This is a genomic window from Nitratireductor sp. WH36-1 (assembly GCF_058725515.1).
The window spans coordinates 280,237-295,766 of the sequence record NZ_CM178970.1 but is presented as its reverse complement, the minus strand read 5'-3'; the positions used below and the strand labels follow the sequence as shown (position 1 = coordinate 295,766).

Below are 15,530 nucleotides of genomic sequence, written 5' to 3'. Positions count from 1 at the left end.
AGGTTCCGCGACGACCCCGGCTAAAGCCGAACAGGATTCTTCACTTCGAGAATGATGGCTGCCGCATCGACCTTGTCTTTGTGTTCTACCAGATCGAACCGCCACGCGTTACCGCTTTCTTCCACTTCCCTCCGGTAATCCCGGCCTTTGTGAAAGAGCGCACGCGCACCCTGGCTCAACCAGGGCTCTGTCAGCTCGAGAAGCAGCGAAAGCGGAGCCAAAGCCCGTGCCGTAACGATCTCCGGGGCCTCGATGAGGCTGTAGCAGTCTTCGATTCGCTTTGCATGAACCTTTGGCCGAACCCCGACCTCGTTGAGCGACGAGACAAGAAAGGCTGCTTTCTTGCGGTTGCTTTCAACCAGATGGACTTCAGCGCCCGGCTTTTCAGCAAGAAGGATTGCCATTACCGCGCCGGGAAAACCGCCGCCCGACCCGACATCGAGCCATTTCCGCGCATCCGGTGCGAGTCGCAAAAGCTGCGCGCTATCCAGGATATGACGCTCCCACAAGGTCTCAAGCGTTGACGGAGCGGCCAGATTGATTCGTCTCGACCAGCGTCGGAAAACTTCCTCAAACGCAACCAGACGATCAAATGTTTCACGTGAAACTGGACCAGCGATTTCCACAAGCTGATCGAAACGCGATGTCGCCATTATGCAGCGCCCCGCTCGGTCTCAAACTGGCGTAGCGTGGCGATGATCAGTGCCAGAGCTGCCGGTGTCATCCCATCGATCCGCTGGGCGTCTGCAATGCTCCGCGGCCGCCGGGCCGCAAGCTTCTGCTTGAGTTCATTGGACAATCCCACAATCGTATCGAACGTCATATCATCCGGTATGAGCCGTGCTTCTTCTCGCCGCAGCATCGCGGCGTCACTTCCCTGCCGTTCGAGATAGACGGCGTATCGCGCCTCCGTCTCGACGAGCTCCGCGAGCTTCGGAGGGATAGAGGAGAAGTCATTCCAGATGGTAGTAAGTCGGCTCATATCGATATTTGGATAGGACAAGAGATCGTAGGCGGAGCGCCGGACACCGTCCTTGTTCAGCGCTATGCCATGACGCTCGGCTTCATTCGGACTCAGGTCACGGCTCTTGATCAGCGCTCGCGCATTGTCCAGCGCCGTCTGCATCTCGCTGAAGCGCTTCCGCCGTTCTGACGACGCAATGCCCAGTTCCATGGCCAGAGGCGTCAGGCGCATATCCGCATTGTCTGCCCGCAGCGACAGGCGATATTCCGCGCGCGAGGTGAACATGCGATAGGGTTCGCTCACACCGCGCGTCACCAGATCGTCGATCATCACGCCGATATAGGCATCCGCCCGGCCGAGGGTGATCATGCCGGAGCCGGACGCCGACCGCGCTGCATTGATGCCGGCAAGAATGCCTTGGGCTGCAGCCTCTTCATAACCGGTCGTGCCGTTGATCTGTCCAGCCAGGAACAGCCCCTTCACTCGCCGGGTTTCAAGCGTCGGTTCGAGATCTCGCGGATCCACATGGTCATATTCAATCGCATATCCCGGCTGAAGCACCACGGTCTCAGCCAAGCCGGGAATGGTTTTGAGAAGCGCGACCTGCGCATCTTCAGGCAGCGAAGTCGAAATACCGTTCGGATAAACCGTGTGGTCATCGAGACCTTCCGGCTCCAGGAATATCTGATGCCCTTCCCTGTCGCCAAACTTGACGATCTTGTCTTCAATGGACGGACAATAGCGCGGTCCGATTCCGTCAATCGCGCCGGAGTACATGGCCGAGCGATGCAGATTGTCCCGGATCAACTGATGGGTTTCCGGTCTCGTTCGCGTGATGCCGCACTCTATCTGCCGATTCACAATCCCGTCTGTCAGCAGGGAGAATGGCGTCGGATCGTCGTCCGCTGGCTGCATGTCGAGCGATGCCCAGTCAATCGTACGACCGTCCAGCCTGGGCGGGGTCCCCGTCTTCAAACGCCCGAGCCTGAAGCCCGCCGCTTCCATAGAGAGCGACAGGCGCTCGGCAGCCTGCTCATTCATGCGCCCCGCCGGTATCGTCTTTTCACCGATGTGGATGAGGCCGCGCAGAAACGTACCAGTGGTCAACACAACAGAGCCACAGTTGAGATGACGCTCTCCGGACACAACAACACCCGTGACCCGCCCCGCATCAATGACCAGTTCCAGCGCCTCGCCTTCGATCACTTCGAGATGCTCTTGAGAACGGATCGCCTCCTGCACCGCAGCCCGATAGAGCTTGCGATCTGCCTGTGTACGCGGGCCGCGAACTGCCGGACCCTTGCGGCGATTGAGTAAACGAAACTGAATGCCAGCGGCGTCTGCCGCACGTCCCATAATGCCGTCCAGCGCATCGACTTCCCGAACAAGGTGCCCCTTGCCAAGCCCACCGATTGCCGGGTTGCAGGACATCGCGCCGATGGTGTCGAAGCGAAGTGTAACCAGCGCGGTCTTTGCACCGCTGCGCGCAGAGGCGGATGCCGCTTCAGCGCCGGCGTGCCCGCCACCGATCACAATCACATCAAAGGTTTCATTCGTCATTATTCATATCCATCTGCGCTGCGCAAACGTCTCGACCAGAGAAGAAAGCTGGCTGGATTTAAGGACATTGGCATTGGGACGTTGGATGACATGTCCTTTTCCAACCCATCAGTCAAGAGATTTGAGTTGGATGGGTTTCACGTGAAACAATGAGTCAAGACTGTTCAATCTCCTATCCCGTGTTTCACGTGAGTCATCGCTAAATCAATCAACACTGTTTCACGTGAGTCACGATTTATCGTGCATGTTTCACGTGAGTCATTTGCCAATACAGAACTGCGAGAAAATCGTGTCGAGGAGGTCCTCGACATCAATGCTTCCAGAGATGCGTCCCAGCGCATCTGCAGAAAGTCGCAGCTCTTCCGCGCGTAGTTCGAGTGGTGTGTCCTCGGACGCGATTGCTGTCTTCGCATGACGTGCGGCTTCTTCAATCAGTTGTACGTGACGCTGCCTGAACGGCAGGATCTCGGTCGCGTTCCGGGTCGCATCCCCCACCCGCTTGCGTAGCTCTGCCAGAAGAGCATCGATCCCTTCACCGGATTTGACCGAGATCTCAAAGTCGTAGTCCCGCTGATTTCGATCTTTGGCCGGAAGATCAGCCTTGTTTCCGACCCGTAGAGAAGGTGCATCGGCCGGTGCTTCCACAGTGTCTTCAGCAGACATGTCTTCGAGAACAAGGATCAGATCCGCGTCTTTCGCTCTGCTGATCGCGCGTTCGATCCCGAGTGCTTCAACACGGCCGGGGTTCTCCCGAATGCCAGCCGTATCCGTCAGGATCACTTTCGCGCCGTCTATATCGAGTGCGGTCTCCAGCGCATCGCGCGTGGTTCCTGGCTCATCCGTCACGATGGCGATATCGCGTTGGGCAAGCGCATTGAGAAGACTGGATTTTCCGGCATTGGGCGCACCGAGAATCACGACGCGGTATCCCTCTCTGATGATCTCGGCATTCCGATATCCGGCGGCATGTGTCCGCAAGGATCGGTGCAGCGCAGTGACATCGTTCCAGACCTGCTCCGCAACCGAACCCGGAACGTCTTCCTCATCCGAGAAATCAAGCTCCGCCTCGATCATGGCGCGGGCCTGAATAAGTGTCCTGCGCCAGCCATCGTAGAGTGCGCGGTGCCGTGTCTCTGAATTGGCCAGCGCAAAGCGGCGCTGCGCTTCTGTTTCTGCGGCAATCAGGTCGGAGAGCGCTTCTGCTTCCGTGAGGTCGAATTTTCCGTTCAAGAAGGCGCGTCGGGTAAACTCTCCGGCTTCTGCCAGACGAAACCCTGCAAAGCCGGCCAGCGCGTCAAGCACTGCCTGAACCACGGCGCGGCCACCATGCAGATGCAGCTCCGCACAATCCTCACCTGTGAAACTGTGCGGACCCGGAAAGAAGAGAACAAGCCCCCGATCGAGAAGCACGCCGTCACGATTGTGGATCCCGCGCAACGCAGCCTGTCGCGCTACAGGCAAGGCGCCCGCCATTTGCTCAAGGGCCTGACGGGTGCCTTCGCCTGAAAGCCGCACCACGGCGACCCCCGATGGCAGTCCACCGCTGGAAAGTGCGAATATCGTTGCCCGCATCTGAATTGCCCTTACGTCCAAAGCGCCCTACCGTGCCGGTAGATATTTTCCATAACGATGCGATGTGCAAGGAATCCTGATGGCTCTGCCAGCAAAAAATCTGCTTTCCAACGAAACCAGTCCCTATCTGTTGCAGCACAAGGATAATCCGGTCCATTGGCGCCCCTGGTCTGCGGCGGCCCTGCAGGAAGCCCGGGAGACGGACCGTCCCATTCTTCTCTCCGTTGGATACGCCGCGTGCCATTGGTGTCACGTGATGGCTCATGAGTCATTCGAGAATCCAAAAGTTGCGGAGGCCATGAACCGGCACTTCGTCAATATCAAGGTGGATCGGGAAGAGCGGCCTGAGATCGATCAGATCTATATGGCGGCCCTGTCTGCGACCGGCGAGCAAGGCGGCTGGCCGCTGACCATGTTTCTCGATTCGGACGGAAACCCGTTCTGGGGCGGTACCTACTTTCCACCTGAACAGCGCTACGGCCGCCCCGGCTTCCCGCAGGTTCTGGAAGCGGTCAATGCAGCTTGGAAGAACAAGCGCACCGACCTCCTGAAGAGTGCCACGGCGTTGAAATCGCATGTCGAGAGTCGGCTCTCCCCCGCTTCCAGTCACTCCGCCTCCCCTTCTGCGCTGCTGGATGATCTTGCGCCGAAAATTCTGCGCATGATCGACATGGAACTGGGCGGCCTTCGCGGTGCCCCAAAATTCCCCAATGTCCCGTTCATGCGCATACTCTGGCTTCAGGCGCTTCAATCCGGCGATGTTTCTTCCAAAGAAGCGGTTCTGTTCAGCCTCAAATCCATGCTTTCGGGCGGCATTTACGATCATGTAGGCGGTGGCCTCGCGCGTTATGCGACAGACGATCACTGGATCGTCCCGCATTTCGAGAAGATGCTCTACGACAACGCACAGCTCCTTCGCATGCTGTGCTGGGCGTATGGTGAAACCCAGAATGAATTGTTTCGGTATCGAATCGAAGAAACCGCCGGCTGGCTGCTCCGCGAGATGCGGGACGTGAATGGCGCGTTCATATCCAGTCTGGACGCGGATACTGAAGGCGTTGAGGGGCAAACCTATCTCTGGACGGAAGAAGAGCTCAATTCCATCCTGGGTGCGGACGCAAATCGCTTTCTGGAAGTCTTCTCGCTCGCTCAACCGGAAGGCTGGGAGGGCGCGCCCATCCTGCATCGTCGTTCGACGCCGGAGTCTCAGGGGCGTGAGACCGAAACCGCGCTGCGCGACATGCTCGACAGACTGCTTGAAGCCCGCAACACCCGTCCCCAACCGGGGCGTGACGACAAGATTCTCGTCGACTGGAACGGCCTCACCATCACAGCTCTCTCCGAAGCCGGTCGCACCCTTGGGCGCAGGGACTGGATTGAAGCTGCACAAACGGCTTTTCGTTTCGTATGCGAATCGATGGATCACGGCCGCCTGCCCCACAGCATCCGCGGCGGGAACAGCGTCTTCCCCGGGCTCACCAGCGATTATGCCTGCATGATTTCCGCTGCAGCGGCGCTTTATCAGGCGACAGGCGATGCAACACTGCTCGCACAGGCAGATGCCTGGCGCACCGTGTTGGATGAATGGCACGCGGATGCTGATGCGACAGGCTATTTTCTGACCGCTTCAGACGCCGGCGACGTGCCGATGCGCATTCGCGGTGATGTGGATGAGGCCATCCCGTCGGCCACCAGCCAGTGCATAGAAGCGCTCCTTGCCCTCTCCGTGCTCCACAACGGCGCTCTCGGCGCCCATCTGGGCCATGTCGTTGAAAAGGCGCTCGGGCGCGCTGCGAGCCAGACCTATGGCCAGGCGGGCACTGTCTATGCTGCGGCTCTGGCGGAAGAACCCATGAAGCTGGTCATGGTCGAACCGGATGCGGAACAGGTTTTTGTTCCGGTAGCGAATCGACATCTGGATCCACGCCGTTTCGACATCGTTCTCTCTGGAGCGAAAGAAGCGATGGAACTGCCCGGCGGCGTCACCGTCGATCCGAAACGGAAAGCGGCCTATCTGTGCGTCGGCCAGACCTGCCTGCCCCCATTCGACACCGCCAATGCACTGGAAGAGGCGTTGCGCAGAAGGCACTGAGCAGGATTTTATGCTGAACAAAAGATTAAGGCGGCGTCGCGATTTCCCGTGACGCCGCCTTTTCATTGCTGCCAGAACGGCAGATTTCGTCAAACCACCATCAGGTGTTCATCGAATCGAAGAATTCCGAATTGGTCTTGGTCTGCTTGAGCTTGTCGTTAAGGAACTCAATCGCGTCCGTGGTGCCCATCGGAGCCAGGATGCGGCGCAGAACGAAGATCTTCTGGAGATCCTGACGCGCGATGAGGAGGTCTTCCTTACGCGTACCGGACTTGAGAATGTCGATGGCCGGGAAGATGCGCTTGTCGGCAACCTTGCGGTCCAGAACGATTTCCGAGTTGCCCGTGCCCTTGAACTCTTCAAAGATCACTTCGTCCATGCGGCTGCCCGTATCGATGAGCGCCGTGGCGATGATCGTCAGCGAACCGCCCTCTTCGATGTTGCGCGCCGCGCCGAAGAAGCGCTTGGGGCGCTGCAGGGCGTTGGCGTCCACACCACCGGTCAGAACCTTGCCGGAAGACGGCACGACCGTGTTGTAGGCGCGGCCAAGACGGGTGATCGAATCGAGCAGAATGACCACGTCGCGGCCATGCTCGACCAGACGCTTCGCCTTCTCGATGACCATTTCGGCAACCTGCACGTGGCGCGAGGCCGGCTCGTCGAAGGTCGAGGAGATGACCTCGCCATTCACCGAGCGCTGCATGTCGGTCACTTCTTCGGGACGTTCGTCGATCAGAAGAACGATCAGGAAGCATTCCGGGTGATTCGAGGTGATCGAATGGGCGATGTTCTGCAGAAGAACTGTCTTACCCGTGCGCGGCGGCGCGACGATCAGGCCACGCTGGCCCTTGCCGAGCGGCGCCACCAGGTCGATCACGCGCGCCGACAGGTCTTTCTTCGTCGGATCCTCGATTTCCATGTTCAGCCGCTCGTCGGGATAGAGCGGTGTCAGGTTATCAAAGTGGATCTTGTGGCGGATCTTCTCCGGATCCTCAAAATTGATCGTGTTGACCTTGAGAAGGGCGAAATAGCGCTCGCCTTCCTTGGGGCTGCGGATCGGACCCTCAACCGTATCGCCCGTCTTCAGCGAGAAGCGGCGGATCTGGGAGGGGGAGATGTAGATATCGTCCGGACCCGGCAGATAGTTGGCGGTTGCGGAGCGGAGGAAGCCGAAGCCATCCTGCAACACTTCCACGACGCCTTCGCCGATGATCTCGATATCCTGCGTGGAGAGCTTCTTCAAAATCGCGAACATCAGCTCCTGCTTGCGCATGATGCTGGCGTTCTCGACCTCAAGCGATTCTGCGAACGCAATGAGATCGGTCGGCGATTTGCTTTTCAGCTCTTGGAGTTTCATTTCCTGCATGTGCGGACTCTGGAAAGGCAAACAAAAAGATGGGGGTAGGCGTATTTGAAGCCAGCCGGTTTCACTCGGAACGGAAGATGTGCGTGGAACCGGACAAAAAGGAAGGAACCGACTCTTAGCGCCGTCTTGTTCAAAGGGCAAGACGGCATCGCCGGTTCCGCATCAAAGGCAGTCTGTCAAACCCGTATCAGAAGGGTTTGACGATAACAAGCACGACAATAACGATCATCAGAAGCGTCGGCGCTTCGTTCATTATACGCCAATGACGGGCGGGCTTGGTGTTCTGATCGGCCGCAAAGCGGCGAACGGAGGCCGAGAAATAGCCGTGCACGCCCGACATGGCGATAACAAGCGCGATCTTTGCGTGCAGCCAGCCGCCCGAAAAGCCGAAACCGTCCCAGGCCAGCCACAGGCCGAAAACCCAGGTCACAATCATGGCCGGGTTGATGATCAGCCGTAACAGACGCTGCTCCATCACCTTGAAGGTCTCGGATTTCTCCGAACCCGGCTCGGCATCCGCGTGATAGACGAACAGCCGCGGCAGGTAGAGCATGCCTGCCATCCAGGCAATCACGGCGATCACATGGATGGCCTTCGCCCAGAGATAGAAACCGGACGGATTGTAGAAAAACAGAAGCGCCGTCAGGCCGATGAAAATCGCCAGCGCCGTGAAGGCCCTGCCCGCAGCTTTTTTGCCGCCCGTGTCACTCGCAGCCATCACTCGGCCTCCCTGATCTGTTTCAGCATGGCTTCCACATGCTCAACCGGCGTCTTGGGCGTGATGCCGTGGCCGAGGTTGAAGATGAAGGGTCCATGTCTCAGGGCGTCCAGAATGGCCGCCACGCCCTCGTGGAGCGCCTCTCCGCCCGCAATCAGCCTCAGGGGGTCCAGATTGCCCTGAACGGCTCCCTCGGCCTGCAGGCGGCGCGCTGTGCCCAACGGAACGGTCCAGTCGAGGCCCAGCGCCGTCACGCCCGTCTCCCGGCGATAGCCCGCATAATGCGCGCCCGCGCCCTTGGGAAAGCCGATGATCGGCACATCGGGGTGCTTTTCGCGCACTTTCGCCACGATCCGGGCCATCGGCTTCACGCACCAGCGCTCGAAAGAGAGCTCATCGAGGACACCGGCCCAGGAATCAAAGATCTGAACCGCATCCGCGCCCGCATCGATCTGGCGGATCAGATATTCGGCCGAACAGTCCGCAAGACAGTCGATCAGCGCGGAAAAGGCCTCCGGCTGTTCCAGAGCGAACATGCGGGCCGGCGCCTGGTCCGGCGTTCCATGCCCGGCGATCATGTAAGTCGCCACAGTCCACGGCGCGCCACAGAAGCCGAGCAGCGTCGTTTCGTCTGGAAGTTCTTTCCGAAGCCGCCGCACCGTCTCGTAGACCGGCGCCAGATGATCATGAAAACCGTCGGTTTCCAGCCTGGCGATGCCGCCGGCGTCGATTGGCGTCAGGAGCGGACCGCGCCCTTCCTCGAAGCGCAGATCGCGTCCGAGGGCATGAGGCACGACGAGAATGTCGGAAAACAGGATCGAAGCGTCGAAGTTGAAACGCCGGATCGGCTGTAGGGTCACTTCCACGGCCAGATCGGGATTGTAGCAGAGATCCAGGAACCCACCGGCGTGTTTCCGGGTTTCCCGGTATTCCGGCAGATACCGCCCTGCCTGGCGCATCATCCATACGGGAGGCGGAAACACCGTCTCGCCTCTAAGCACGTCGAGGATTTTTCGCTGCCCCATCAGGATGCTCCACAGTCAGGATTCAAAAGATAATTACAGATCTGAAGATTCTTCTGATTCTTAGACTCTGTTTGTAATGTGGATTCAAATCTGTCCACGGTTTCGCGCATCGCCCCTTCGGTCTTATTGCCGCGCCCCATGGCAATGCACATCTTCAGAAGAACGGGGATAATGCGGATTCAGCACGCAGATTCAATAGGCTGAGCCAATTTCATTTTCCCGCGTGTGGTGGACAATGAAGGAAGGTTCGGGGATTGTCGATTGTTCTCCACATGGGCGGATCACAATTCACACCGGGCTGATCTGTGGAAGACTCTATGGACTTATCCAGAGGCGCGGCCTCGCCATTTTTTTGAGCCCGCGTTATCAACAATCATCCACATGGCGGGGCAGAAAACCGTGCAACAGCCGCAACGCTTCTTCCATCTTCACATGATTTCTGATGCGACCGGAGAGACTCTTCTGGCCGCTGGACGCGCCGCAGCCGCGCAATACAAGGATGCGCGGGCGATCGAGCACATCTACCCGCTGATTCGAAATGAGAAGCAGCTGGCCCGCGTGCTCGATGAAGTGGAGCGCGAGCCGGGCATTGTTCTCTACACAGTGGTGGATCAGAAACTCGCCCGGCAGGTGGATGAAAGCTGTGCCGCGCTCGGCCTGCCCTGCGTTTCCGTGCTCGAACCGGTGCTGATGGTTTTCCAGTCCTATCTGGGAACACCCGCCGGACGGCGCATGGGCGCGCAGCATGTGCTGGATGCGCAGTATTTCCACCGCATCGAAGCGCTCAATTTCACCATGGAGCATGATGACGGGCAGCTTCCGCTGAACATTGAAGATGCGGACGTTGTGCTTGTGGGTATCTCCCGCACATCCAAGACGCCCACCAGCATCTATCTGGCGAACCGCGGTGTGAAGACCGCCAATGTTCCAATCGTTCTGGACATGAAGCTTCCCGAAGCGCTGGCAGAGGCCAGGCGGCCGCTGATCGTCGGCCTCGTTGCTTCCGCCGAACGCATTTCACAGATCCGCCAGAACCGCATTCTGGGCTCTGTGGATGAAACAGCCTTCAATCCCTACACGGACCGCGCAACAATCTCGCGCGAGATTGCCTATGCGCGGCAGCTTTGCAGCCGGCATGGCTGGCCGGTGATCGACGTTTCGCGCCGGTCCATTGAAGAAACGGCAGCCGCCATTCTCGCATTGTATGCGAAGTCACGAGAAAACAGAGGGTGACACCATGACAGACAAGCCCGCCATCATCCTGGCGTCGGGAAGCGCCTTTCGTCAGAAAATGCTGCGCGATGCCGGCGTCGATTTTCGCGTCGAACGGTCCGAGATCGACGAGCGCGCTGTGGAAAACACGCTGGAAGGAAGCGGCGCGGATCCTGAAACCGTCGCCCAGGTGCTTGCCGAAGCCAAGGCCGTGGACGTTTCCGAGCGCTCCCCCGGCGCGCTTGTCATCGGTGCGGACCAGACCCTGTCGCTCGGTGATGAAGTCTTCCACAAGCCAGCAGACATGGAAGGCGCGCGCCGGCATCTTCTGAAACTTTCGGGCCGCACCCATCAGCTCAACAGCGCCGTCGTCATCGCGCGCGATGGCGAGGTGATCTGGCGGCATGTGGGCATTGCGCGCCTCACCATGCGCGATCTCGATCCCGCTTTCATCGGTCGGCATCTTTCCAGTGTGGGTGAAAATGCCCTGCACAGCGTAGGCGCTTATCAGATCGAAGGTGAAGGCATTCAGCTTTTCGAAAAGATCGAAGGCGACACCTTCACGATTGTCGGCCTGCCGCTCCTGCCGCTTCTGGCCGAGCTGCGCACGCTGGGGGCGATCGATGGCTGATATTCACGCCTTCGTCTGCGGGCATCCCATCGCGCATTCCCGCTCGCCGCTCATTCATGGCTACTGGCTTCATCAGCACGGCATCGCCGGCAGCTATGAAAAGCTGGATGTCGCACCGCTCGATTTTCCGGCGTTTCTCGCTGGCCTGTCATCTTCCGTATATGCCGGTGGCAACGTCACCCTGCCCCACAAAGAAGCAGCCTTTCAGGGTGTCGATCAGCGCGACGAGGCGGCCGAGATGATCGGCGCCGTCAACACGCTGTGGTTCGAGGGTGGAAAACTCATCGGCGGAAACACGGACGCCTATGGTTTTTCTGCAAATCTGAGCGCCATTGCTCCCGGCTGGACGTCTGGCGAGACCGCCGTGGTGCTGGGTGCAGGCGGTGCGGCGCGCGCCATCATCCACGCCATCCAGAAGGCCGGCTACCGCAAGATTCGCGTGGTCAATCGCACCATTGAGCGGGCCGAGGAGCTGGCGCAGCGTTTCGGAACGGGCGTCAGCGCCCATGGCTGGGACGCGCTTCCGGCACTTCTGTCGGATGCGCATCTTCTGGTGAACACGAGCGCGCTCGGCATGACCGGGAAACCGCCGCTGGAGATTTCGCTCGATCCAATGCCTGAAGGCGCGGTCGTCAGCGACATTGTCTATGCGCCGCTCAAGACGGACCTGCTTGCCGCCGCCGAGGCGCGCGGGCTCACGCCGGTCGACGGGCTGGGCATGCTGCTGCATCAGGCCGTGCCCGGTTTCGAGCGCTGGTTCGGCATGCGGCCAGAGGTCACCGGGGCCCTGCGCACGCATGTTCTGTCCGATGGAGAACAGGTGTGACAGTCATTCTCGGCCTCACCGGCTCCATCGGCATGGGGAAATCCACAACCGGCCGCATGTTTGTGGAAGAAGGCGTGCCGGTGCACGATTCCGATGCAGCGGTTCACAGGCTCTATGCGGGTGCGGCTGCACCGCTCATCGAGGCGCGTTTCCCCGGAACCGTTGTTGACGGCGCGGTGGATCGTGAACGACTGGCCAGGGCCGTTTTGGGGAAACCCGAAGCCTTCAAGGCGCTGGAAGAGATCATCCATCCACTGGTGCGTCAGGATGCAGACGCGTTCGTTGCCGAAAACAGGCAAAAGGGAACGCCCATTGTCGTGCTCGACATTCCGCTCCTGTTCGAAACGGGCGGTGAGGATCGTGTTGATCGCATTGTTGTCGTCACTGCGCCGGCTGAAGAGCAGCGCAGCCGGGTTCTGTCACGCCCCGGCATGACGGAAGAAAAGTTCGCCGCGATCCTTGCCCGTCAGGTGCCGGATGCGGAAAAGCGCGCGCGCGCCGACTTCATCATCGACACGGGCAATGGAATGGAAGCGGCGCGCGATGCCGTGAAATCGGTGATCGCAGCACTTTCCCCAGCCGAAACACCATCCCCATAAGGCCATGCTTGCGTCACCCGCATCGGGTGCGCATGTTGCTCACGAACTGGCGCTCTGGAGCGAATGAATGCGCGAAATCGTTTTCGATACGGAAACTACGGGTCTCGACAACAATCTGGATCGGGTGATCGAGATTGGCTGTGTCGAGCTGGACAATCGTTTTCCCACGGGGCGTTTCCTGCATCATTACATCAATGCGCAGGGCCGTTCGGTTCACCCGGAAGCACAGGCGGTTCACGGAATTTCCGATGCCGATCTCGCCGATAAGCCGGCGTTTGGCGCGGTTCTGCAAGAATTTCTGGAATTCATCGACGGCGCAAAGCTGGTCGCTCACAATGCGAACTTCGATATCGGCTTCATCAATGCCGAATTCGACCGGCTGGGCGTTCCCCCGGTGGAGCCCTCGCTTGTGGTCGATACGCTGGCCATCGCCCGGCGCAAACACCCGATGGGGCCGAATTCGCTCGATGCGCTGTGCCGTCGTTATGGCATCGACAACAGCCGCCGCACCAAGCACGGCGCTCTCCTCGACGCCGAACTTCTCGCCGAAGTCTATATCGAGCTGATCGGCGGCAAGCAGGCCGCTCTTGGTCTGGAGATTTCAGGCGGCGGCGACAATGCGGGCGAAAGTGCACTGGCCGCTTCGGTCACCCTGTCGGCGCGACCGACCCCCCTTCCCCCGCGCATCAGCGAGGAAGAGCGCGCCGCTCATGAGGCGCTGGTCGAAAAGCTCGGCGAAAAATCGCTCTGGCACAATCTGCGCGCCTGAAGTCGGGCAGTTTTCCGGAAAATCCCGGCTTTCTCTGAAAATCGAAGAATCCTGCGCCAGAAATGATGCGCCAGAAGTGATTCGGGGCGGCGCCCGAAAGCGCCACCCCGAAAAAACTTAGAAAATCTGGCTGGATCAGGAAACCTGAACCTGGCCCTTTGCCTGTTCCTCGGCAACGCGCTGCTGGAACATGCGGGCAAAGTCGATCGGGTCGATCATCAGCGGCGGGAAGCCACCGGCGCGGGTTGCGTCGGCGATGACCTGACGTGCGAACGGGAAGAGCAGACGCGGGCACTCGATGAAGAGAACCGGCAGCATGTGCTCCTGCGGGAAACCGGCAACGCGGAAGACACCGCCATAAACCAGCTCTACGTTGAACAGCACCTTGCCTTCGGCTTCTGCCTTGGCGTTGAGCGTCAGCACGACGTCATAGTCGGTCTCGCCAAGCGGGTTGGCGTTGACATTGACGTTGATGTTGATTGCCGGAGCTTCCGAACGACCGCGCAGAGACTGCGGAGCACCCGGGCTTTCGAAGGAAAGATCCTTCACATACTGGGTCAGAACGTTCAGTGCGGGCTGTGCGCCGTTGCCGGCCTTTGCCGCTTCGTTCGCGCCTGCAGTGTTTTCTTCTGGTTTCTTGGCCATGCGTGTTCTTCCTCAAGCGTGGTTGGCAGCCGCGCGGCTCCCCGAAAATAATTGTTTGCTCGCTAGCATGGGCTTTGGCGCATGACAAGGCGCGGCGGGGTCGCGGGACGGTCCGCTTTAGTCGCGATCGGGTCCGCGCCAGGGCGATTTATCGTTCGGTTCGTCGCTGTAATCGTCTGCCGAAAGATCAATTGTCTGCGGCCCGGTGTCGCGTCGATAGGGGTTTTGGCGCTGTGCGCCGGCGCCTGCCGCCCCGCCCATGACGACGATGCGGCTGCGCAGGAATTTCCAGCCGATGTCGCGGATTGCCGGAATGAACAGGAGGAAACCGAGCGTATCGGTGATGAAACCGGGCGTGAGAAGAAGCACGCCGGCCACCATGATCATCATGCCATGCACGAGATCGCGGCCGGGCACGCCGCCCTCATTCATCGTTTCCTGAATGCGGCGAACGACCCCAAACCCCTGAATTCGCAGAAGGATGGAGCCTGTCACGGCTGTTATCAGAACCAGCGCCAGCGTGGGGAACACGCCGATCTGGCTGCCGACAACGACGAACATGGCGATCTCGCCCAACGGGATGGCGAGAAGGAGGAAGGGAACAATCGAAAATCGCACGAACTTGTTAGCCTTGTTGCCTGTTTAAGCGGATTCTGACCGTTCCATGCTGGCCAGTGGGGAAAACATAGGTATTCTGACCGAAAATTTGAATGATGGCGGTCTGCGTTCTATATGATTTCCGGTAAGGACGGGGTGCCGTCGCCTCTGCACCTGGCCTGAGCCGGCAGGTGCTGCGGAACACAGTGGCTCGTTTGGCTGGACGTTATGGAATTCTTCGATTTCGGCACGATTTTCTTTCTGATTGCCGCTGTGGTGATCTTCTTTCAGCTGCGCAATGTGCTCGGCCGGCGTACGGGCAATGAACGTCCGCCTTTTGATCCCTACACCGCAGGGCGCAGGTCTTCCAGCGAAGAAAAGTCCGGCGACGGCGAAAACGTGGTCTCCCTGCCGCGCCGCAAGGGCGCTCCGGAACCCGACCAGACCTATGCCGATATCGACAAGGCCGCCAAGCCGGGCAGCGAATTGAACAAGGGCATGCGCGCCATTCGCGACGCCGACGCTTCGTTCGCGCCCAAGAGCTTCGTCGAAGGCGCGAAGATGGCCTATGAGATGATCGTCATGGCCTATGCCGATGGCGACCGCCGGACCCTCAAGAACCTGCTTTCGCGCGAGGTTTATGAAGGTTTCGTCGCTGCAATCGACGAGCGTGAGAAGCGCAACGAGAAGATCGAATCCTCGTTTGTCGGCATCGACAGCATGGACATCGTCGCCGCCGAGATGAAGGGTTCGGAAGCCCATGTCACGCTGCGCATCGTCAGCGAGCTCATTTCCGCTACCCGTGACGGGTCCGGCGAGGTGATCGACGGCGATCCCGAGACCGTGGCCGAAGTCAAGGATGTGTGGACCTTCGCGCGCGACAGCCGTTCCCGCGACCCCAACTGGAAGCTCGTCGCCACCGAAGCCGAGGATTGATCCTTGCCGGGCGGAGCG

The 15,530-nt window shown here is 59.5% G+C and carries 15 protein-coding genes; 7 read left to right on the top strand and 8 right to left on the bottom strand.

Going from position 1 to position 15,530, the window contains the following annotated elements:
- Nucleotides 1-20: 20 nt before the first annotated feature.
- From rsmG to mnmE, 3 genes are all read right to left on the bottom strand, one after another.
- Nucleotides 21-653 carry a 16S rRNA (guanine(527)-N(7))-methyltransferase RsmG gene (gene rsmG, locus AC4PTT_RS01415; protein ID WP_206553300.1) on the bottom strand — a complete coding sequence of 211 codons (633 nt, stop codon included), beginning with the start codon at nt 651-653 and terminating at the stop codon, nt 21-23.
- Nucleotides 653-2,524 carry a tRNA uridine-5-carboxymethylaminomethyl(34) synthesis enzyme MnmG gene (gene mnmG / locus AC4PTT_RS01410; RefSeq protein WP_492161975.1) on the bottom strand — a complete coding sequence of 624 codons (1,872 nt, stop codon included), beginning with the start codon at nt 2,522-2,524 and terminating at the stop codon, nt 653-655. The genes rsmG and mnmG overlap by 1 nt, the downstream gene beginning before the upstream one ends.
- Before the next feature lie 258 nt (nt 2,525-2,782).
- Nucleotides 2,783-4,096: a tRNA uridine-5-carboxymethylaminomethyl(34) synthesis GTPase MnmE gene (gene mnmE / locus AC4PTT_RS01405; protein WP_492161974.1), complete on the bottom strand. Its 1,314-nt coding sequence runs from the start codon at nt 4,094-4,096 to the stop codon at nt 2,783-2,785.
- 79 nt (nt 4,097-4,175) lie between these two features.
- On the opposite strand from mnmE, the gene AC4PTT_RS01400 reads away from it, so the two are divergent.
- Nucleotides 4,176-6,188 (top strand): thioredoxin domain-containing protein, encoded by a 2,013-nt coding sequence (locus tag AC4PTT_RS01400; protein ID WP_492161973.1) that lies wholly within the window; start codon nt 4,176-4,178, stop codon nt 6,186-6,188.
- Between the two features lie 100 nt (nt 6,189-6,288).
- On the opposite strand, the gene rho is transcribed toward AC4PTT_RS01400, so the two are convergent.
- From rho to hemE, 3 genes are all read right to left on the bottom strand, one after another.
- Nucleotides 6,289-7,554, bottom strand: coding sequence for a transcription termination factor Rho (gene rho / locus AC4PTT_RS01395; RefSeq protein ID WP_113153616.1), 1,266 nt, complete (start codon nt 7,552-7,554; stop codon nt 6,289-6,291).
- A 187-nt stretch (nt 7,555-7,741) separates the two neighbouring features.
- Nucleotides 7,742-8,272 carry a protoporphyrinogen oxidase HemJ gene (gene hemJ / locus AC4PTT_RS01390; RefSeq protein WP_113153617.1) on the bottom strand — a complete coding sequence of 177 codons (531 nt, stop codon included), beginning with the start codon at nt 8,270-8,272 and terminating at the stop codon, nt 7,742-7,744.
- Nucleotides 8,272-9,297 carry a uroporphyrinogen decarboxylase gene (hemE, locus tag AC4PTT_RS01385; RefSeq protein WP_206545573.1) on the bottom strand — a complete coding sequence of 342 codons (1,026 nt, stop codon included), beginning with the start codon at nt 9,295-9,297 and terminating at the stop codon, nt 8,272-8,274. Before hemE ends, hemJ begins: the two co-directional genes overlap by 1 nt.
- 399 nt (nt 9,298-9,696) lie before the next feature.
- Here hemE and AC4PTT_RS01380 point away from each other — a divergent pair, with 399 nt between their 5' ends.
- The 5 genes from AC4PTT_RS01380 (at nt 9,697) to dnaQ (ending at nt 13,334) form a co-directional block, all read left to right on the top strand.
- Nucleotides 9,697-10,530, top strand: a complete 834-nt coding sequence (locus AC4PTT_RS01380; protein ID WP_206545572.1) for a pyruvate, water dikinase regulatory protein — start codon at nt 9,697-9,699, stop codon at nt 10,528-10,530.
- A 4-nt stretch (nt 10,531-10,534) separates the two neighbouring features.
- Nucleotides 10,535-11,140 carry a Maf-like protein gene (locus AC4PTT_RS01375; protein ID WP_317088467.1) on the top strand — a complete coding sequence of 202 codons (606 nt, stop codon included), beginning with the start codon at nt 10,535-10,537 and terminating at the stop codon, nt 11,138-11,140.
- On the top strand, nt 11,133-11,966 hold the full coding sequence (locus tag AC4PTT_RS01370; protein WP_492161972.1) for a shikimate dehydrogenase: 834 nt from the start codon (nt 11,133-11,135) through the stop codon (nt 11,964-11,966). The genes AC4PTT_RS01375 and AC4PTT_RS01370 overlap by 8 nt, the downstream gene beginning before the upstream one ends.
- Before the next feature lie 32 nt (nt 11,967-11,998).
- Nucleotides 11,999-12,565, top strand: a complete 567-nt coding sequence (coaE, locus tag AC4PTT_RS01365) for a dephospho-CoA kinase (RefSeq protein WP_210344009.1) — start codon at nt 11,999-12,001, stop codon at nt 12,563-12,565.
- Between the two features lie 67 nt (nt 12,566-12,632).
- Nucleotides 12,633-13,334 carry a DNA polymerase III subunit epsilon gene (gene dnaQ, locus AC4PTT_RS01360; protein ID WP_297560851.1) on the top strand — a complete coding sequence of 234 codons (702 nt, stop codon included), beginning with the start codon at nt 12,633-12,635 and terminating at the stop codon, nt 13,332-13,334.
- Nucleotides 13,335-13,469: 135 nt separating this feature from the next.
- Here dnaQ and secB read toward each other — a convergent pair whose 3' ends face one another.
- Together secB and AC4PTT_RS01350 are read right to left on the bottom strand one after the other, a co-directional pair.
- Complete coding sequence (gene secB / locus AC4PTT_RS01355; protein ID WP_113153623.1) at nt 13,470-13,979, bottom strand: protein-export chaperone SecB; 510 nt, start codon at nt 13,977-13,979, stop codon at nt 13,470-13,472.
- Nucleotides 13,980-14,096: 117 nt separating this feature from the next.
- On the bottom strand, nt 14,097-14,597 hold the full coding sequence (locus tag AC4PTT_RS01350; protein WP_317088471.1) for an FxsA family protein: 501 nt from the start codon (nt 14,595-14,597) through the stop codon (nt 14,097-14,099).
- A gap of 207 nt (nt 14,598-14,804) precedes the next feature.
- On the opposite strand from AC4PTT_RS01350, the gene AC4PTT_RS01345 reads away from it, so the two are divergent.
- Entirely contained in the window at nt 14,805-15,512 is a 708-nt protein-coding gene (locus tag AC4PTT_RS01345) for a Tim44/TimA family putative adaptor protein (RefSeq protein ID WP_492161971.1), read from the top strand.
- The last annotated feature ends 18 nt before the right edge of the window (nt 15,513-15,530 follow it).